The organism is Streptomyces sp. NPDC096152, from assembly GCF_044763235.1.
In the GTDB taxonomy this organism is placed as follows: Bacteria; Actinomycetota; Actinomycetes; order Streptomycetales; family Streptomycetaceae; genus Streptomyces.
In genome coordinates, this window is sequence record NZ_JBIWFW010000001.1 from 586,350 (window position 1) to 603,506 (window position 17,157).

Consider the following 17,157-nt stretch of genomic DNA (forward strand, 5'->3'; position numbering starts at 1 on the left):
GTGGGCTGCGGCGGGGTTACCTGAGCTCGGCCTGGGTGTAGTAGCCGCCCTTGACCAGGACCTCTTCGTAGTTGGCCTTGTCGACGCTCACCGGCTGGAGCAGGTAGGCGGGCACGACCTTGGTGCCGTTGTCGTAGGTCTTGGTGTCGTTGACCTGCGGCTTCTTGCCGTTCAGCACGTCGTCCACCATCGTCGAGGCGACCTCGGCGAGCTTGCGGGTGTCCTTGTAGACGGTCTGCGTCTGCTGGCCGGCCATGATCGACTTCACCGAGGCCAGCTCGGCGTCCTGACCGGTGAGGACCGGCAGCGGCTTGCTCTTGGAGCCGTAGCCGTCCGACTTCAGCGCCGACAGGATGCCGATGGAGATGCCGTCGTAGGGCGACAGGACCGCGTCGACCCGCTGGCTCTTGTAGGCGGAGGTGAGGATGTCGTCCATGCGCTTCTGGGCGGTGGCGCCGTCCCAGCGCAGGGTGGTGACCTGGTTCAGCGCGGTCTGGCCGGAGCGGACGACCAGCTTCTTGCTGTCGATGTACGGCTTGAGGACGCTCATCGCGCCGTTGAAGAAGTACTTGGTGTTGTTGTCGTCGTTGGAACCGGCGAACAGCTCGATGTTGAAGGGGCCCTTGCCGTTCTTCAGGCCGAGCTTGTCGACGATGTAGCCGGCCTGGAGTCGGCCGACCTTCTCGTTGTCGAAGGAGGCGTAGTAGTCGACGTTCTTGCTGCCGAGGATCAGCCGGTCGTAGGAGATGACCGGGATGTGGGCGTCCGCGGCCTCCTGGAGCACGTTGTTCAGGGACTTGTTGTCGATGGCCGCGACGATCAGGCCCTTGACGCCCTGGGTGATCAGGTTCTCGATCTGGGAGACCTGCGTGTCCGGGTCGTCCTCGCCGTAGACCAGCTTGGTCTTGTACCCCTTGGACTGCAGGTCCTTGACGACGTTCTTGCCGTCGGCGATCCAGCGCTCGGAGGACTTGGTCGGCATCGCGATGCCGATGGTGCCCCCCTTGGCGCTCCCCTTGTCCTCCTTGCTGCCGCCCTGGCTGTTCTGCCCGCAGGCGGACAGGGTCAGGGCGAGGGAGGCGGCTGCGGCTGTCGCGGCGAGGGCGGCTCTGCGGTTGCGCATGATCATCATCCTTGATGTGTGTGCACGGCTCGGTCTGGCGGGGCGAGGACGCTCCGGGGCAGTGCGGGGATGGGCGACCGAGAAGGGTTGTGTGGGATTGTGCGCGGCTCTGTGGGCTTGTGTGAAGCCGCTTTTCCGGAACGTTATGACGGGATGTCGAACCGCTTCAGCGCGCCCGGCAGCCGCGAGCCGAGCGGCGCCATGCCGCCGTCCGCGCCGTGCCGGGCGAGCAGGTCCAGGGCGAGCCGGCCGCGCCGCACCCGCTCCCGGGCGGTGGCCAGGGTCAGCTCCCGCAGATGGTGTCCGTAGGGGTAGATCCCGGGCGCCTTGGACAGCCCGAACTTCAGATAGAGCGGTGCGCCGCGCCGGATGAGCTCGGCGACCTCGTACATCCGCACATAGCCGCCGAGATCGTCGGGGGCCTCGATGTACATGTCCATGGGGGCGGCGGAGACCCGGCGGATCTCCGTGAGGTGATCGGGCGTCAGGTCGCTGGGCACGTTGACGGAGTCCGCGCCCAGCCGCTCGAAGACCGCGTACGACGCCGGGTTCACCGGCCCGATCAGCGCGGACACCTTGAGCGTGGTGTCGGCCGGGACGATGCCCGTCGCGCGCGCCCGGTGCAGCGTCCACAGCACGCCCTCGTCGGCCACCAGCAGGCACTTCACGCCCAGCTCCGTGGCCCGTACGGCGTCCTCGACGCACCCGGCGACGGCGTCGTGGCCGCGCGCCCTGAGTCCCGCGCCGCGCGAGTCGGAGCGCACCGAGCCGCCGATGTCCCAGGTGCCGCGCGGGCCGGTGAACAGGCACAGCTCGATGTCGCGTTCGGCGGTGGCCTCGACCATCTCGGTGATCTCGGCGTCGGTCAGCATCCACACACCGCTGCCCTGACTGATCCGGTGGATCGGCACGTCCAGCCGCGAGGACTCCTTCAGGACCACCGCCAGTGCCTCGGGCCCCTCGCACGAGGGGACCTCGGTGCGCCAGCGGCCTCCGCCGGGGAAGGTGTGGGGCGAGGCGTCGGCGGGGTCGGGGACGGGGGCGCCCAGGCCGAGCGCGGCAAGCGCCGGTTCACCGGGCCTGCGGGCTGCCGTGGCGGAAGCGTCGGTCACGAGTCGTCCTTCATGTTCGATATTTCGTACAAGGTTCGCGTCTCTGGGTGTGCGTCGAGCAGGGTGCGTACGCCGGTCAGGGCGCCGTCAGGTCGCGCCGTGACCGGCGTACGGCCAGGGGCGGAAAGGGGCTTGGGGAGGAGGGAGCTAGGGGCGGAGCAGGACCTTGCCGACCTCCGGGTCGCCGGACCCGACCAGCTCGATGGCCCGCGAGAACCCGGCGAGCGGCAGCTCGTGGGTGACGAGCGGCAGCGGATCGAGCAGTCCGGCCCCGAACATCCGCACCGCGTGCGCCCAGGCGGCCGGCGGTGCCCCGAAGACGGTGTGCACCTCCAGCTGCCGCACCACCAGGTCGGTCGGGTCGAGCCCCTCGGCGCCCGGCGCCGGGATGCCCGTCAGGACCAGCCGCCCGCCCCGCCTGACCAGGGAGGCGGCCAGCCGCGCCGCGTCCGCCGACCCGGCGGTCTCGATCACCACGTCGATGTCGTCCGGGAGTTCCCGATCCCTGGTGCGGAAGTCGGTGGCCCCGAACCGCCGGGACAGCGCCTCCCGGTCGGTACGGGTGCCGACGACCAGCAGCTCGGCGGGGGAGCCGGCCTTCAGGAACTGCACGGCGAACATCCCGAGGGTGCCGGTGCCGACCACGGCCACCCGCTCGCCGGGCCGGGCGTTCGCCCTGATCGCGGCGGCCGCGACACAGGCGGCCGGCTCCAGGAGGGCGGCCGCGGTCAGATCGGCGTCCCCGGGCAGGACGTGCAGCAGCCGGGCCGGCAGCGTGAGGGTCCCGGCCATCGCGCCCGGCTGGGTGAAGCCCGTCTCCTCGTACCCGGCCGTGCACAGGGTCGTCTCGCCCGCGTGGCAGCGGTCGCAGACCTGGCAGTTGCGGAAGCCCTCGCCGACGACCTTGCGGCCCACCAGGTCCGCCGGCACCCCGGCGCCGACCGCGCGCACCGTGCCGGACCACTCGTGGCCCGGGGTCAGCGGGTAACGGACGTACCCCTCGGGCCGGTTGCCCTGGTACACCTCGCGGTCGCTGCCGCAGATCCCGACGGCGTGCACGGCGACCAGCGCCTCGCCCGGTCCGGGGTCGCGCGGGGTGTGGTCCGCGAGCCGGTGCTCGCCCGGCCCCAGGACGACGACGGCGGTGCTCACCGCGACCCCTTCGGCCTGCGCTGCTCCCAGCCCTCGGCCCACAGGTCGAACCGGGCCTGCTGCTGCGGGAACTCGGCGGCCGCGTCGGTGTCCAGCTCGACGCCGAGGCCCGGCGCGTCGGAGAGGTGGAAGTAGCCGTCGACGACCTGCGGGGCGCCCTTGACCACCTTCTTGATCTCCGCGTCCGCGAAGTCGTTGAAGTGCTCCAGGATCTTGAAGTTCGGGGAGGTGAAGCCGACTTGCAGCGAGGCCGCGGTGAGCACCGGGCCGCCCACGTTGTGCGGGGCCACCAGCATGTAGTGGGTCTCGGCGGTGGCGGCCAGCTTCCGGGTCTCCCAGATGCCGCCGATGTGGCCGACGTCGGGCTGGATGATGTCCACGGACTGGCTCTCGAACAGCTCGCGGAACTCGATGCGGTCGTGGATGCGCTCACCGGTGGCGACCGGGATGTCCACCTTGGCGGCGACCTTCTCCAGGGCCTTGAGGTTCTCCGGCGGGACCGGCTCCTCCAGCCAGGCCGGCTTGAAGGGGGCCATCTCCCTGGCCAGCCGGACGGCGGTGGCGGGGGAGAAGCGGCCGTGCATCTCCAGCATCAGCTCGGCCTCCGGGCCGATGGCGTCCCGGACGGCCTCGATGAGCGACACGGAGTACAGAGTCTGCTCGTGGTCGAGCTCGAAGTGCCCGGTGCCGAAGGGGTCGATCTTCAGGGCCCGGTAGCCGCGGGCGACGACCTCCTGGGCGGCCTTGTGGTAGGCCTCCGGGGTCCGTTCGGTGGTGTACCAGCCGTTGGCGTACGCCTTCACCCGGTCGGTGACGCTGCCGCCGAGCAGCTGCCAGACGGGGACGCCGAGGGCCTTGCCCTTGATGTCCCAGCACGCCATCTCCACGACCGCGATGCCGGACATCACGATCTCACCCGCACGGCCGTAGTCGCCGTACTTCATCCGGCGGACGAGGTCCTCGACCGCGAACGGGTCGGATCCGAGAACGTGATTGGCCTCGGCCTCCCGCAGGTAGCCGATCAGCGCGTCGGTGTGGCCCAGCATCCGGGTCTCGCCGACTCCCGTGATCCCCTCGTCCGTGTGCACCTGTACGTACGTCAGGTTGCGCCACGGCGTCCCGACCACGTGTGTGCTGATTCCGGTGATACGCACGGCGGTTGCCTCTCAGCTGTTCGATATTTCGTCACCTGTTCGAAATGCTGGCGTGACAGTAAGGAGGCGGCGAGGGGGGTGTCAATGGGGCGTACCGGTAACGGTTTCGGCAAGCCTGCCCGGAGCTCTTCCGGTCTCCCACAGAACCTTCACAGAGGTGCCTAGGAACGTTATCTACCGGGAACTTAGTCTTCCCGCGTCATGGACTACTGCCACCCGTGCCGACGGCACCTGAACGGCGCCCTCGCCTGCCCGGGGTGCGGCGCACCCGCCCAGAACCTCGCCGCGTACGCGCCGGCGTCCGGCGAGCGCCCGGCGGCGCACACCTCCGAACAGCCGCACGCGAACGGTGGCTTCGCGCACCCCGAGGGCGATGCCGGGGTCCGCGCCGAGGACGACCCGGACGACGCCGGGAACGACGCCGACGACGGCTACGACGCCGACGACGGCTACGGCGCCGACGATGACGGCTACGACGACGGCTACGACGACGACCACGGCGAGCCGCAGGGGCGGGCGGCCCGGCGCCGGGAGCAGGGCCGGGCGGGACGCAGGGCGCGCGGGCGCGACGACGAGGGCCCGGCCGGCGCGGCCGCGAGCCGCCGCGACCGCAAGGCCGCCGCGCACCGCAGGCGCAGGCGGCGGACCGTGGTGATCACCGCAGGTCTCGTGCTGGCGGCGAGCGGGCTGGGGCTGGCCGAACTCGGGGTCGACGCGCCGGGCCTGCCGGGCTTCTCCCACACGGAACCGGCGGCGGCCGGGGGCGACGCGGCGGACGGCGGCGCGTCCGACGGCAAGAGCGGGACCGCCCGGCCGACGGGCGGCACCGCGGGCGCCGGGGCGGGTGCGGGCACGGCGTCGCCGGACGCGTCGGCCTCGCCGTCGTCGTCGAAGACCGCCAAGTCCGAGAAGCCGAAGCCCGACGCGAGTGCGACGGGCGACCCGCGGCAGTCGGTCACGGCGACATCCGGCACGGGCGCGACGGCGGCCCCGGCGACCACGTCGGCGCCGCAGCCCACGGCGACCCCGACCAGCGGGCCGACCTCGTCGGACCCGAGCCCGCAGCCGTCGCCGACGAAGACGTGCAAGCGGATCCTGTGGTGGTGTTCCTGAGGGGCCGGACGGTCCCGGCCGCTCCCGCGGCCTGAGGCCGACCCTGAAGCCGGGCCTGAAGCGGCTTCCCCGGGCCGGTTCCGCCTGACCCCGCCCCGCCCGGCTCAGACCTCCAGCATCCGGCGCAGCAGGTTCCGCAGCGACAGGCGCTCCTCGTCGGAGAGCCCGGCCAGCGGCTCGCGCGCGAAGCGCAGCCCCTCGCGCAGGTCACGGGCGACCCGGAGGCCCTCCTCCGTCGCCGCCGCCACCTTCACCCGCCGGTCGGCCGGGTCCGGCCGCCGCTCCGCCAGCCCCCGCGCCTCCAGCCGGTCCACGATCCCGGTGACGTTGGACGGCTCGCACTTCAGCTTCTGCGCCAGCCTGCGCATCGGCAGCGGCTCCAGCGACAGCAGGCTCAGCAGCCGCGCCTGGGGCCCCGTCAGCGCGTGCTCCCCGGCGGCTTCCTCGTAGTCCTCGTAGAACCGGGCCACGACGTCCCCGATGAGTTCGACGACCTCCATGGTCAGCGCGTCGGGGCGGCGGGTCTTCGGTGGTGTGGCCATGGTCGTGAGAATACCCCCTTGCTTGACATCCTGAAATATTAAGGAGCATGGTTGTTTCAGGTACTGAAGCATTTGCCGTCCGCACCGAGGAGAGGCGCACCATGTCCGACACCCCCACGCTCCCCGCCGTCAGCCGTGAATGGCACCTGCTCAGCCGCCCGGTCGGGTGGCCGAAGCCGGAGGACTTCGCCCTGGTCGAGGCCGAGCTCCCGCAGCCGCGCGAGGGCCAGGTCCTCGTACGGAACGAGTACCTCTCCGTGGACCCCTATATGCGCGGCAGGATGTCGGCGGCCAAGTCGTACGTCGCCCCGTTCGAGCTGGGCAAGGTCATGCAGGGCGGCGCGGTCGGCGAGGTCGTCGCCTCCCGCGCCGAGGGGATCGCCGTCGGCGACCACGTGCTGCACTTCGGCGGCTGGCGCGAGTACGCCGCCGTGGACGCCCAGCACGCCGTCAAGGTCGACCCCGAGGCCGCGCCCCTGTCGACGTACCTCGGCGTGCTCGGCATGACCGGCCTCACCGCCTACGCGGGCCTGCTGCGCACCGCCGCCTTCAAGGAGGGCGACGTCGTGTTCGTCTCGGGCGCGGCGGGCGCCGTGGGCAGCCAGGTCGGCCAGATCGCCCGGCTCAAGGGCGCCTCACGCGTGATCGGCTCCGCCGGCTCCGACGACAAGGTCAAGCTCCTGGTCGAGGAGTACGGCTTCGACGCCGCCTTCAACTACAAGAAGGGCCCGGTCGCCGAGCAGCTGCGCGCCGCCGCCCCCGACGGGATCGACGTCTACTTCGACAACGTCGGCGGCGACCACCTGGAGGCTGCCATCGGCTCCCTCAACCAGGGCGGCCGGATCGCGGTCTGCGGGATGATCTCGGTCTACAACAACACCGAGCCCGCCCCCGGCCCGCGCAACCTCGCCCGCCTGATCCAGACCCGCGGCCGCATCGAGGGCTTCCTCGTCGGCGACCACTACGACCTCCAGCCCCAGTTCGTGGGAGAGGTCGGCCCCTGGGTCCGCTCCGGCGAGCTGAAGTACCGCGAGACGGTGGTCGAGGGCGTCGAGAACACCCTGGAGGCCTTCCTCGGCGTCCTGCGCGGCGACAACACCGGAAAGATGATCGTCAAGCTCTGACGATCGCCAGGGCCTGACGATCGCCGGGCCCTGAGGACCCCCGGGCTCACGATCGCCGGGCCTGGACGGCCGGGTCGGCCCTGACGGCCGTCCGGCCCTGACGGCCGCCGGGCCCCGAAGCGGTGGCGCGGCCCTCACCCGGTGAGGGCCGCCCGGTGCGCCGCGCGGGCCAGCCTGTCGTTCTCCGGGGCCGCGCCGCCGGGGAAGGCGAACCGGCGGCGGGTGTAGCCGTAGGCGAGGCCGCTCGCCGGGTCGGCGAAGGCCTGTGAGCCGGCCGCGCCGCTGTGCCCGATGGCGCCGGCGCCCAGGAACGGATGCCAGGTGTCCGCCGTCGCCTGGAAGCCCAGCCCGTACGACCTGTGGCGCCGGGCCACCAGGTCGTACCCGGCGGAGTGCAACTGCCCGAACTCCGCGACCGTGTCCGGCTTCAGCAGCGGCGCCTTCCCGTCGACCTCGCTGATCGCCGCCGCGTACAGCCCGGCCAGCCCGCGCGCGGAGGCCACCCCGCCGATCGAGGCCGGGCCACGGGAGCGGATCACGCGCTCGTTGGGCAGGGTCTCCAGGTCGGTCGGTTCGGGCCCCTGGCGGTTGAAGGCTATGGAGGAGAGCGAGTGCGGGCCGCCGGGCAGCTCCTCCAGCAGCGCCCGCTGCTTCGGGGTCGGCGCCATCGGCTGCGTGGTGCGGAAGCGGAGTTCCTGCGAGGCGGGCAGGCCGAGGAAGAAGTCCAGGCCGTACGGGGCGCGGACCCGTTCCTCGTGCAGCTCCTGGATCGTCCGGCCGGTCGCGCGCCGCACGACCTCACCGGTGAGCGCGCCGATGACCAGGGCGTGGCAGCCGAACGCGGTGCCGGGCCGCCAGAACGGCCGCTGGTCGGCGAGGCGTTCGGCGACCACCCGGTCGTCGGCCAGCTCGGCGAGCGTGAACCCGCTGTCGGTGCCGACCAGTCCCGCCCGGTGCGTGATCAGGTCGCGCAGGGTCACCGACCCCTTGCCCTCGGCCCCGAACTCCGGCCAGTAGTACGTCACTTTGCGGTCCAGCTCCAGCGTGCCGTCCTGTACGAGCAGGGCGGCCACGAGATGGGCGGCGCCCTTGGTCGACGAGTGCACCCCGTACAGCGAGCCGCCGTCGTCCGCCGCCCCGGCCCACAGGTCGACGACCTTGCGTCCGTGCACGTAGGCGCACAACTGCCCCTCGTAGTCCGCGCGTTCCTCCGCCACGAAGGCGGCGAACTCCTCCCGCACCGGCTCGTAGCCGTCGGCGACGGCGCCGTGGATCTCCTGGGTCATCCGCTCTCCTCAACCTGACCGCTGCCGCTGCTGACACCGTGGGGGGTTCCCTGTTCCGGTACGGCGAGGCGCCCCCGATCGACTCAACCGCGCCGCCGGAAGGGGTGTTGGGGCAACGGCCGGGCACAGGGCGGATACGGCCGGCCACGGACCGGAGACGGTTGGGCGACGGTCGTGACACCGGCCGGCCCGGTGCCGGAGCGCCTCGGTAAAGTTCCGCCCATGCGCGATCTTGGGGCGGGTTTCCGGTATCTCGTGGACGGCCAGCGCTGGATGGCCCGGCACGGAAAGTCGTACGGCTTCGGCCTGCTTCCGGGCCTGATCACCCTGGTCCTCTACGCGGCGGCGCTCGTCGCGCTCGCCCTGTGGGGCGAGGACGCCGTCACCTGGGCCACCCCCTTCGCCGACGGCTGGCCGGGTCCCTGGCCCGGCCTCTTCCGCGGCTTCCTCACCGCCGTGCTCTTCGCCCTCGGCCTGCTCCTCGCGGTGGTCACCTTCACCGCGGTCACCCTGCTGGTCGGCCAGCCCTTCTACGAGAACCTCTCCGAGACGGTCGACCGCGACGTCTCGCCCGACGGCACCGCACCGGAGTCGGGCCTGCCGCTCTGGCGCGAACTGTGGATCTCGGCCCGCGACAGCCTCCGTATCGTCGTCCGCGCCGCGGTGTGGGGGATCCTGCTGTTCGCCCTCGGCTTCCTGCCCTTCGTCGGCCAGACCGTGATCCCGGTGATCGGCTTCTTCGTCACGGGCTTCTTCCTCACCGAGGAACTGGCCTCCGTCGCCCTTCAGCGCCGGGGCGTCGACCTGCGCGCCCGCCTCGCCCTGCTGCGCTCCCGCCGCACGCTGGTCTGGGGCTTCGGCACACCGCTGGCCCTCGCCTTCCTGGTCCCGTTCCTCGCGGTGCTGCTGATGCCGGGCGCGGTCGCGGGCGCGACCCTGCTCGCCCGCGACCTGCTGGGGGAGGAGATCACCGACGGCGCCGCGGAGGAGCGGGAGGCCGCCGCCGACAGCGAGGCGGAGGCCGGGACGGACCACTGAGCCCACGTCACCCCGCCGCTACGGCGCGGACGGCAACACGCCCGTCACTGGTCGGCGAGCATCGGACTGGTCGGCTTCTGACGCCGCGTTCGCGACTCCGACGAGCAGATGTGTTGCCTTCGCAAGGTCGTGTCGTGGCGCACACCAGGGCTGCCGAGATCGGTGTCGGCGGCCGTCCCCGATCCGCGTCAACCGGCGTGGTTGAGCTCGTCGGCGAACCGGAGGAACTGGTGGATGTGTTCTTCGGCAAGGCCGACCGCGGGATCGACGGGGATCAGTCGTGTAGACGCTCGGCGACGCGCTGCCCAGGCGTGGGCGCTGCTGCTGTGCAGGTCATCGGCCCAGGCGGAGGCGCGGTCCCCGACGGCGTCAGCGATGGTGGGGAACTTGTCGTAGCGACCGCCGGTGTGTGCGGGGAATTCGGTGACGGGCAGCTCGGGCAGCGTCAGAAGCGGTGCGAGGAGGCGGTTGGCGTCGTGCCCCCAGCTGGTCGCCCAGACCAGCTCGAAGTGGGGGATCAGGCGGCGGAGCAAGGCCCCGTGGCCGACGTTGACGCGTACCAGTTCCCCTTCGAAGAGCTCGTATTCGGTGTAGCCGGACGGGCAGACCGATGCGTCATAGGGGTTGAGAACGCCGTCGACGTCGATGAGAGCCAAGGGCCGGTCGGTGGTCACCATGCTTACTCCCCTCTTGTGCCCAGTCTGCACGGGATCGGCCGTACGCAGACGGTGTCCGGAGCTGTGGACCACGCAGGGGCAGGCTGCCAAGAGCCGTCGGGGCCAGGCCTGCACGGCCGGTGACGAGGAGGCGAACTCGTGGGTGCGTGTGAAGGGTTCGTACGAGGTTGCGGCGCGGAGCCCGATCGCCGGACGCCGGGCCGGTGCGGCGATTAACGTCTGATCCGGGACAAGTCCGCCCACGGGCAGCCCCGGTTCGGGACCTGACACCCGGACCGGGGCTGCCCGTGGGTCAGGCGCCGGTGGGTCATGCGCTCGTGCGTCGGGCGCGGCCGGCCGCGCGCACCCCGAAGCCGTACACCGTCTCCGAGCGGTACACCTCGCCGGGCCGCAGCTCGGTGCTCGGGAACTCCGGCCGGTTCGGGGAGTCCGGGAAGTGCTGGGTCTCCAGGGCGATGCCCGCACCCGGGGCGAAGGGGGCGCCGAGGTGGTCGGCGGTGTAGACCTGGATGCCGGGTTCGGTCGTCGCCACCGTCAGGACCCGCCCGGACGCCGGGTCGTGCAGCTCCGCGACCTCCTCGGGCGCCGCCTTGGTGACGCCCTTGTCGAGGACGAAGTTGTGGTCGTAGCCGGAGCCGGCCCCGCGGCCCTGCCGGAAGTCGAAGCGCGTCCCCGCCACCTCCCGGGGTCCGCCGGCCGGGATCAGCCCGGCGCCGACCGGCGTGTAGCGGGAGGCGGCGAGCCGCAGCGCGTGGCCGGCGGTGTCGCCCGAGCCGCTCAGGTTCCAGTAGGAGTGGTTCGTCAGGTTGACGACGGTCGGCGCGTCCGTGACCGCCTCGTAGGCGATGCGCAGCGCGCCCGACTCGTCGAGGGTGTACGTCGCCGTGACCTCCAGCCGGCCCGGGAAGCCCTCCTCGCCGTGCGGGCTGACCCGGCTCAGGCGCACGCCGTGCGCGACCGGGGTCACCTCCCACACGCGCTTGTCGAAGCCGCGCTCCCCGCCGTGCAGCGAGTTGTCCCCGTCGTTGCGGGCGAGCGTGTGGGTGCGCCCGTCCAGGGCGAAGCGGCCACCGGCGATCCGGTTCGCGTACCGGCCGACCAGGGCGCCGAAGTACGGCCCCGGGTGGTCCAGATAGCCGTCGAGGCCGGGGAAGCCCAGCACCACGTCCGCCGGGCGGCCGTCCCGGTCCGGGATCTCGACCGACTGCACGATCCCCCCGTACGACAGCACCCGCACCCGCGCTCCGCCCCGCTCCAGGGTCCAGCGGTGCACCGGGGTGCCGTCGGAAAGTGTGCCGAAAAGTTCAGTCATGTGGAAAACCCTAGGCCACAGGCTCCCTCGCGGTGACCGTGCGGTAGGCGATCTCGGCCAGCCGGGCCTGCCCGTTCCGGCTCGGGTGGAACCAGTCCCACTGGCTCAGCTGCTCCGTGCCGAAGCGGAAGTCGAAGACCGCGTTGCCGTCGAAGCGGCACCGGCGGTCCTTGGCGCAGACGTCCCGCAGCACCGCGTTGTACGCCTCCACCCGGGCCTGCACCCGGTCCCGCCGCCGCACCGCCGCCGCGTCCAGCGCGTCCGCGTCGCCCAGCATCGACGGGCAGATGCCCAGCCTCCACACCTGCTTGCCCAGCGGGTTGGTCCGGCCCTCCGACCACAGCCGCTTCAGGTTCGGCACACTGGCGACGTACACCTGCGTCTTCGGCAGCGCCGCGCGCAGGCGGTCCATCGCGTCCTGGAACGAGGCCCGGAAGTCCGCGACCGGCGTCATCGCGGCGGTGGAGACCCGGCAGGCGTCGTTCGCCCCGGCCATCACGGTCAGCAGCTCGGGCCTGCGCCGCACCGCCTCGGTGACCTGGCCGGGCAGGTCGGACATCCGGGCGCCCGTCACCGCGTAGTTCCAGCTCCGCCGCGCCGCCCCGGTCACCCCGAGCAGCCGTACGGCCAGGCTGTCCACCGCCGCGTCGCTGCCCGTCGCCCAGGACGACTCGGGGCAGTCGGACAGCACCGCGCAGGCGTCGAAGCCGCGGGTGATGGAGTCGCCGACCGCGGCCATCGAGTCCGGGCTGCGGTCCCACACCGGGACCGGCCGCGACGACGGACGGCCCGCCTTCGTGCCGTCCCCCGCCCCCGAGGCGCCACCGCCGGCGTCGCATCCCGCGGCCGTCAGGACCGCCGCCGCCACGACGGCGAGGCAGGCCCGCGTACGGTCGCTTCGCTTCCGCATCCCTGGTGGTCCCCTCGGTCGGCGTGCGGTGCTCTCCACTCATGACAACGCGCCGGGGTTCCCGGCGCCGCGACACGCACCCGTACAAGCGTCCCCCCGGGTGAATGGCGGACGTTTCCCGGCCCCCGGACCGACGGTACGTCACACTCCTTGCGCCGCCGCACGGTAGCCTCGCCATCAACGTGGCCCTCAGGCCGCCGCCGTCCGCCCGCCCGCAACACGTCCCGCTCAGCCCGGAGGTCCAGGTGACGACACGTGGAGTTCTGTACGTGCACTCCGCGCCGCGCGCGCTGTGCCCGCACGTCGAGTGGGCCGTCGCCGGGGTGCTCGGCACGCGCGTCAACCTCGACTGGATCCGGCAGCCCGCCGCGCCCGGCACCTGGCGTTCGGAGTTCTCCTGGCAGGGCCAGGCCGGCACCGCGTCCAAGCTCGCCTCCGCGCTGCGCGGCTGGCACCTGCTGCGCTTCGAGGTGACCGCCGAACCCTGCCCCACCGCCGAGGGCGAGCGCTACAGCTGCACCCCCGACCTCGGCATCTTCCACGCCGTCACCGGCATCCACGGCGACATCCTGATCCCCGAGGACCGGCTGCGCGCCGCGCTGACGCGGTCCCAGCACGGTGAGACGGACCTGGAGGCGGAGATCGCCAAGCTCCTGGGCAAGCCCTGGGACGACGAGCTGGAGCCGTTCCGGTACGCCGGCGAGGGCGCGCCGGTCCGCTGGCTGCACCAGGTGGTGTGATCCCCCGGGACACGCGGAAGGGCCCCCACCGTCCGGTGGGGGCCCTTCCGCGTGCGGGGATGTGTCTCAGACCGTGCGGAACGCGAGCACCACGTTGTGGCCGCCGAACCCGAACGAGTCGTTCAGCGCGGCGATCCGTCCCTCCACGGGCAGCTTCCGCGCCTCGCCGCGGACCACGTCCGCGTTCGCCTCGGCCTCGGGGTCGATGTTCTCGACGTTGATGGTCGGCGGCGCGACCCGGTGGTACAGGGCCAGCACGGTCGCCACGGACTCCACGCCGCCCGCGCCACCGAGCAGGTGACCGGTCATCGACTTGGTCGCGGAGACCGCCATGTGGTCGGCGTCGTCGCCGAAGACCTTGCGCAGCGCCTTCAGCTCGGCGATGTCACCGGCCGGCGTCGAGGTGGCGTGCGCGTTGACGTGCACGATCTCGGCCGGGTCCAGGCCGGTGCGCTCCAGCAGGTTCTGCAGGGCGTGCGAGATGCCGCGGCCCTCGGGCTCCGGCTGCACGATGTCGTGGCTGTCGGCGGAGATGCCCTGGCCGACCGCCTCCGCGTAGACGCGGGCGCCGCGCTTGGCGGCGTGTTCGGCGGACTCCAGGACGATCACGCCGGCGCCCTCGCCCATGACGAAGCCGTCGCGGGCCACGTCGTAGGGACGCGAGGCGCCCTGCGGGTCGTCGTTGTTCTTGGACATCGCCATCATGTTGCCGAACGCGGCGATGGGCAGCGGGTGGATCGCCGCCTCCGTGCCACCCGCGACGACGACGTCGGCGCGGCCGGTGCGGATCATCTCGATGGCGTAGCCGATGGCCTCGGCGCCCGACGCGCAGGCGGAGACCGGCGTGTGCACGCCCGCACGGGCGCCCACCAGCAGGCCCACGTTCGCGGACGGGCTGTTCGGCATCAGCATGGGCACGGTGTGCGGGGAGACGCGGCGGACGCCCTTCTCCTTGAGCACGTCGTACTGGTCCAGCAGGGTCGTCACGCCGCCGATGCCGGAGGCGATGACCGCGCCGAGCCGGTCCGGGTCGATGGCCGGGTCCTCACCGGCCCGGCCGTCGAAGCCGGCGTCCTTCCAGGCCTCCTGGGCGGCGATCAGCGCGAACTGCGCGGAGCGGTCCAGACGGCGCGCCTGCGGCCGCGGGATGACCTCGGTGGGCTCCACGGCGACGGGGGCGGCGATGCGGACGGCCTGCTCCGCGGCCCACTCCTGGTCCAGGGCCTTGACGCCGGAACGACCGGCGACCAGACCCTCCCAGGTGGAGGCCGCGTCGCCACCCAGCGGTGTGGTTGCGCCGATACCGGTGACGACCACGGTGCGATTGGTCGGGCTCACGGGAATTCTTTCTCCAACGGATACGAGGATTCAGCGGCGCCACCGCCGGGTGGCGGGGCAGGTGGCCCGAGGCGCCGGCCGGGAGACCGGCCGGGGCCTGGGGTCTCAGCCCAGGTGATCGGTCGATCAGCCCTGGTGCTTGAGGATGTAGTCGGTCGCGTCGCCGACCGTCTTGAGGTTCTTGACGTCCTCGTCCGGGATCTTGACGTCGAAGCGCTCTTCGGCGGCGACGACGACCTCGACCATGGACAGCGAGTCGACGTCCAGGTCGTCGGTGAAGGACTTGTCCAGCTGGACGTCCTCGGTGGGGATCCCGGCGATCTCGTTCACGATCTCCGCGAGACCGGCGACGATCTCTTCCTGAGTGGCGGCCATGTCGGCGCTCCTTCGTAGATATCCAGATGGTGTGGCGCCCGCCGCGGCAGCGGCAGGTTGGTGCGTGTCCGTACCGGACGCATGATCCGGCACGGAGTGCCTAGGGGAGGGTAACGACCGTCGCGGCGTAGACGAGACCCGCCCCGAAGCCGATGACGAGCGCGGTGTCGCCGCTCTTCGCCTCCCCGGTCGCCAGGAGCCGCTCCATCGCGAGCGGGATCGAGGCGGCCGAGGTGTTGCCGGTGGTGCGGATGTCACGGGCGACCGTGACGTGCTCCGGCAGTTTCAGGGTCTTCACCATCGAGTCGATGATCCGCACATTGGCCTGGTGCGGGATGAAGACGTCCAGGTCGTCCGGGCTGATCCCGGCCGCGTCCAGCGCCTGCTGCGCGACCTTCGCCATCTCGAACACGGCCCAGCGGAACACCGCCTGGCCCTCCTGCGTGATCGCGGGGAACTTGACGTTGCCCTCGCTGTCCAGCGACAGCTCGGACACGTCGCCGATCCTGAAGCGGTCCCACGGGACGGTCTGCTTGATCGTCTCGGACTTGTCGCCCTCGGAGCCCCACACGGTCGGGCCGATCGCGGGCTCCTGCGAGGGGCCCACCACGACCGCGCCCGCGCCGTCGCCGAACAGGAAGGCCGTGGCCCGGTCCTCCAGGTCGGTCAGATCGCTCAGCCGCTCGACGCCGATGACCAGCACGTACTCCGCCGAGCCCTCGACGATCATGCCCTTGGCGAGGGTGAGGCCGTAGCCGAAGCCCGCGCAGCCGGCCGAGATGTCGAAGGCGGCGGCCTTGTCCGTGCCCAGCTTGTAGGCGATCTCGGTGGCGACGGCCGGGGTCTGGCTGAAGTGCGAGACGGTCGAGACGACGACGGCGCCGATCTGCTCGGCGTCGATCCCGGCGTCCGCGATCGCCTTGCCGGCGGCCTCGACCGACATGGCCGCGACGGTCTCCTCCGGCGACGCCCAGTGCCGGGTCTCGATGCCGGAGCGCGAACGGATCCACTCGTCGGACGAGTCGATCGTCTCGAGGATCACCTCGTTGGGCACCACCCGCGTCGGGCGGTAGCCGCCCACGCCCAGGATGCGCGCGTACGGGGCACCCTTGCTGGGCTTGATCTTCGACATGATCGGTCGGCTCCTTAGGGCGTCAGGCGCGGGTGTGCTCGGCGATGAGCTCGCGGGCCGCGTCGAGGTCGTCGGGGGACTTCAGCGCCAGCGTCTTCACGCCGGGCAGCGCGCGCTTGGCGAGACCGGTGAGCGTGCCGCCGGGGCACACCTCGACGAGCGCGGTGGCACCGAGCCCCTTGAAGGTCTCCATGCACAGGTCCCAGCGGACCGGGTTGGCGACCTGGCCCACCAGGCGGTCGAGCACCTCGGCGCCGGTGGCGACGGCCCCGCCGTCCTTGTTGGAGACGTAGGCGACCTTCGGGTCGTCCGGGGTGAGCTGCCGGGCGGCCTCGGCCAGCCGGTCGACCGCGGGGGCCATGTGGCGCGTGTGGAAGGCGCCGGCCACCTTCAGCGGGACGACCTTGCGCACCCCCTCGGGCTTGTCCTCGGCCAGCGCGGCGAGCTGCTCCAGCGTGCCCGCGGCGACGATCTGGCCCGCGCCGTTGATGTTCGCCGGGGTCAGGCCCAGCTTCTCCAGGTGCGCGACGGACACCTCGGGGTCGCCGCCGAGCAGCGCCGACATCCCGGTCTCGGTGATCGCCGCGGCCTCGGCCATGGCCAGACCCCGCTTGCGCACCAGGGTCAGCGCGGAGACGTCGTCGAGGACGCCCGCGAAGGCGGCGGCGGTGATCTCGCCGACGCTGTGGCCGGCGACCGCGCCCGGCGAGATGTCACCGAGTGCCGCGGCCGACAGGAGTCCGGCGGCGACCAGCAGCGGCTGGGCGACGGCCGTGTCGCGGATCTCGTCCGCGTCGGCCTGGGTGCCGTAACGGGCGAGGTCCAGTCCGATGGCGTCCGACCAGGCGGCCACGCGGTCGGCGGCACCGGGGAGTTCGAGCCAGGGGGTCAGGAAGCCGGGCGTCTGGGCGCCCTGGCCGGGAGCGACGAGTACGAGCACTCTCACACTCTCTCTTGGGGACGGGCACGGCCGCCCGTGGGGACAGGGACGAAGAACACGAAGGGGTTTTGTGGGCCTCCGACAAAACC

General features: G+C 72.2%; 17 protein-coding genes. 4 read left to right on the top strand and 13 right to left on the bottom strand.

Features of this window, described 5'->3' with window-relative positions:
- Window positions 1–16 precede the first annotated feature (16 nt).
- The 4 genes from chvE to ACIQ9G_RS02560 all read right to left on the bottom strand — a co-directional run bounded on the left by chvE (window position 17) and on the right by ACIQ9G_RS02560 (window position 4,541).
- On the bottom strand, window positions 17–1,123 hold the full coding sequence (gene chvE / locus ACIQ9G_RS02545) for a multiple monosaccharide ABC transporter substrate-binding protein (protein ID WP_403605123.1): 1,107 nt from the start codon (window positions 1,121–1,123) through the stop codon (window positions 17–19).
- Window positions 1,124–1,266: 143 nt separating this feature from the next.
- Window positions 1,267–2,235 carry a hypothetical protein gene (locus ACIQ9G_RS02550; protein WP_403605126.1) on the bottom strand — a complete coding sequence of 323 codons (969 nt, stop codon included), beginning with the start codon at window positions 2,233–2,235 and terminating at the stop codon, window positions 1,267–1,269.
- Window positions 2,236–2,382: 147 nt separating this feature from the next.
- Window positions 2,383–3,387 carry a zinc-binding dehydrogenase gene (locus ACIQ9G_RS02555; RefSeq protein WP_403605129.1) on the bottom strand — a complete coding sequence of 335 codons (1,005 nt, stop codon included), beginning with the start codon at window positions 3,385–3,387 and terminating at the stop codon, window positions 2,383–2,385.
- Complete coding sequence (locus ACIQ9G_RS02560) at window positions 3,384–4,541, bottom strand: mandelate racemase/muconate lactonizing enzyme family protein (RefSeq protein WP_403605132.1); 1,158 nt, start codon at window positions 4,539–4,541, stop codon at window positions 3,384–3,386. The genes ACIQ9G_RS02555 and ACIQ9G_RS02560 overlap by 4 nt, the downstream gene beginning before the upstream one ends.
- A gap of 201 nt (window positions 4,542–4,742) precedes the next feature.
- Between ACIQ9G_RS02560 and ACIQ9G_RS02565 the strand changes: the two genes are divergently transcribed.
- Window positions 4,743–5,654: a hypothetical protein gene (locus tag ACIQ9G_RS02565; RefSeq protein ID WP_403605135.1), complete on the top strand. Its 912-nt coding sequence runs from the start codon at window positions 4,743–4,745 to the stop codon at window positions 5,652–5,654.
- Between the two features lie 104 nt (window positions 5,655–5,758).
- Here ACIQ9G_RS02565 and ACIQ9G_RS02570 read toward each other — a convergent pair whose 3' ends face one another.
- Window positions 5,759–6,196, bottom strand: coding sequence for a MarR family winged helix-turn-helix transcriptional regulator (locus tag ACIQ9G_RS02570; protein WP_403605138.1), 438 nt, complete (start codon window positions 6,194–6,196; stop codon window positions 5,759–5,761).
- Between the two features lie 101 nt (window positions 6,197–6,297).
- Here ACIQ9G_RS02570 and ACIQ9G_RS02575 point away from each other — a divergent pair, with 101 nt between their 5' ends.
- A complete protein-coding gene (locus tag ACIQ9G_RS02575) occupies window positions 6,298–7,320 on the top strand; it encodes an NADP-dependent oxidoreductase (protein WP_403605141.1) in 1,023 nt (340 codons plus the stop codon).
- Between the two features lie 134 nt (window positions 7,321–7,454).
- Here ACIQ9G_RS02575 and ACIQ9G_RS02580 read toward each other — a convergent pair whose 3' ends face one another.
- Entirely contained in the window at window positions 7,455–8,606 is a 1,152-nt protein-coding gene (locus tag ACIQ9G_RS02580) for a serine hydrolase domain-containing protein (RefSeq protein ID WP_403605144.1), read from the bottom strand.
- 222 nt (window positions 8,607–8,828) lie between these two features.
- On the opposite strand from ACIQ9G_RS02580, the gene ACIQ9G_RS02585 reads away from it, so the two are divergent.
- Window positions 8,829–9,644: an EI24 domain-containing protein gene (locus ACIQ9G_RS02585; protein WP_403605148.1), complete on the top strand. Its 816-nt coding sequence runs from the start codon at window positions 8,829–8,831 to the stop codon at window positions 9,642–9,644.
- 188 nt (window positions 9,645–9,832) lie between these two features.
- On the opposite strand, the gene ACIQ9G_RS02590 is transcribed toward ACIQ9G_RS02585, so the two are convergent.
- The 3 genes from ACIQ9G_RS02590 to ACIQ9G_RS02600 all read right to left on the bottom strand — a co-directional run bounded on the left by ACIQ9G_RS02590 (window position 9,833) and on the right by ACIQ9G_RS02600 (window position 12,543).
- A complete protein-coding gene (locus ACIQ9G_RS02590) occupies window positions 9,833–10,321 on the bottom strand; it encodes an HAD domain-containing protein (RefSeq protein WP_403605151.1) in 489 nt (162 codons plus the stop codon).
- 307 nt (window positions 10,322–10,628) lie between these two features.
- Window positions 10,629–11,633, bottom strand: coding sequence for an aldose epimerase family protein (locus ACIQ9G_RS02595; RefSeq protein WP_403605154.1), 1,005 nt, complete (start codon window positions 11,631–11,633; stop codon window positions 10,629–10,631).
- Between the two features lie 10 nt (window positions 11,634–11,643).
- Window positions 11,644–12,543, bottom strand: a complete 900-nt coding sequence (locus tag ACIQ9G_RS02600) for an SGNH/GDSL hydrolase family protein (RefSeq protein WP_403605157.1) — start codon at window positions 12,541–12,543, stop codon at window positions 11,644–11,646.
- Window positions 12,544–12,788: 245 nt separating this feature from the next.
- Between ACIQ9G_RS02600 and ACIQ9G_RS02605 the strand changes: the two genes are divergently transcribed.
- The gene (locus ACIQ9G_RS02605; RefSeq protein WP_356185528.1) at window positions 12,789–13,283 is read left to right on the top strand and encodes a DUF3145 domain-containing protein; all 495 of its coding nucleotides are present in this window, start codon (window positions 12,789–12,791) and stop codon (window positions 13,281–13,283) included.
- A 66-nt stretch (window positions 13,284–13,349) separates the two neighbouring features.
- On the opposite strand, the gene fabF is transcribed toward ACIQ9G_RS02605, so the two are convergent.
- The 4 genes from fabF to ACIQ9G_RS02625 all read right to left on the bottom strand — a co-directional run bounded on the left by fabF (window position 13,350) and on the right by ACIQ9G_RS02625 (window position 17,068).
- Complete coding sequence (gene fabF / locus ACIQ9G_RS02610; RefSeq protein ID WP_392193069.1) at window positions 13,350–14,621, bottom strand: beta-ketoacyl-ACP synthase II; 1,272 nt, start codon at window positions 14,619–14,621, stop codon at window positions 13,350–13,352.
- 126 nt (window positions 14,622–14,747) lie between these two features.
- Window positions 14,748–14,996 carry an acyl carrier protein gene (locus ACIQ9G_RS02615; RefSeq protein WP_135785772.1) on the bottom strand — a complete coding sequence of 83 codons (249 nt, stop codon included), beginning with the start codon at window positions 14,994–14,996 and terminating at the stop codon, window positions 14,748–14,750.
- Between the two features lie 100 nt (window positions 14,997–15,096).
- Window positions 15,097–16,128 carry a ketoacyl-ACP synthase III gene (locus ACIQ9G_RS02620; RefSeq protein ID WP_403605162.1) on the bottom strand — a complete coding sequence of 344 codons (1,032 nt, stop codon included), beginning with the start codon at window positions 16,126–16,128 and terminating at the stop codon, window positions 15,097–15,099.
- A gap of 22 nt (window positions 16,129–16,150) precedes the next feature.
- Window positions 16,151–17,068: an ACP S-malonyltransferase gene (locus ACIQ9G_RS02625; protein WP_403605165.1), complete on the bottom strand. Its 918-nt coding sequence runs from the start codon at window positions 17,066–17,068 to the stop codon at window positions 16,151–16,153.
- Window positions 17,069–17,157 lie beyond the last annotated feature (89 nt).

Bases quoted from the DNA above. Each gene is read 5' to 3' on its own strand.
- chvE (WP_403605123.1), bottom strand. From the start codon at position 1,123: ATGCGCAACCGCAGAGCCGCCCTCGCCGCGACAGCCGCAGCCGCCTCC.
- ACIQ9G_RS02565 (WP_403605135.1), top strand. From the start codon at position 4,743: ATGGACTACTGCCACCCGTGCCGACGGCACCTGAACGGCGCCCTCGCC.
- ACIQ9G_RS02570 (WP_403605138.1), bottom strand. From the start codon at position 6,196: ATGGCCACACCACCGAAGACCCGCCGCCCCGACGCGCTGACCATGGAG.
- ACIQ9G_RS02575 (WP_403605141.1), top strand. From the start codon at position 6,298: ATGTCCGACACCCCCACGCTCCCCGCCGTCAGCCGTGAATGGCACCTG.
- ACIQ9G_RS02580 (WP_403605144.1), bottom strand. From the start codon at position 8,606: ATGACCCAGGAGATCCACGGCGCCGTCGCCGACGGCTACGAGCCGGTG.
- ACIQ9G_RS02585 (WP_403605148.1), top strand. From the start codon at position 8,829: ATGCGCGATCTTGGGGCGGGTTTCCGGTATCTCGTGGACGGCCAGCGC.
- ACIQ9G_RS02590 (WP_403605151.1), bottom strand. From the start codon at position 10,321: ATGGTGACCACCGACCGGCCCTTGGCTCTCATCGACGTCGACGGCGTT.
- ACIQ9G_RS02595 (WP_403605154.1), bottom strand. From the start codon at position 11,633: ATGACTGAACTTTTCGGCACACTTTCCGACGGCACCCCGGTGCACCGC.
- ACIQ9G_RS02600 (WP_403605157.1), bottom strand. From the start codon at position 12,543: ATGCGGAAGCGAAGCGACCGTACGCGGGCCTGCCTCGCCGTCGTGGCG.
- ACIQ9G_RS02615 (WP_135785772.1), bottom strand. From the start codon at position 14,996: ATGGCCGCCACTCAGGAAGAGATCGTCGCCGGTCTCGCGGAGATCGTG.
- ACIQ9G_RS02620 (WP_403605162.1), bottom strand. From the start codon at position 16,128: ATGTCGAAGATCAAGCCCAGCAAGGGTGCCCCGTACGCGCGCATCCTG.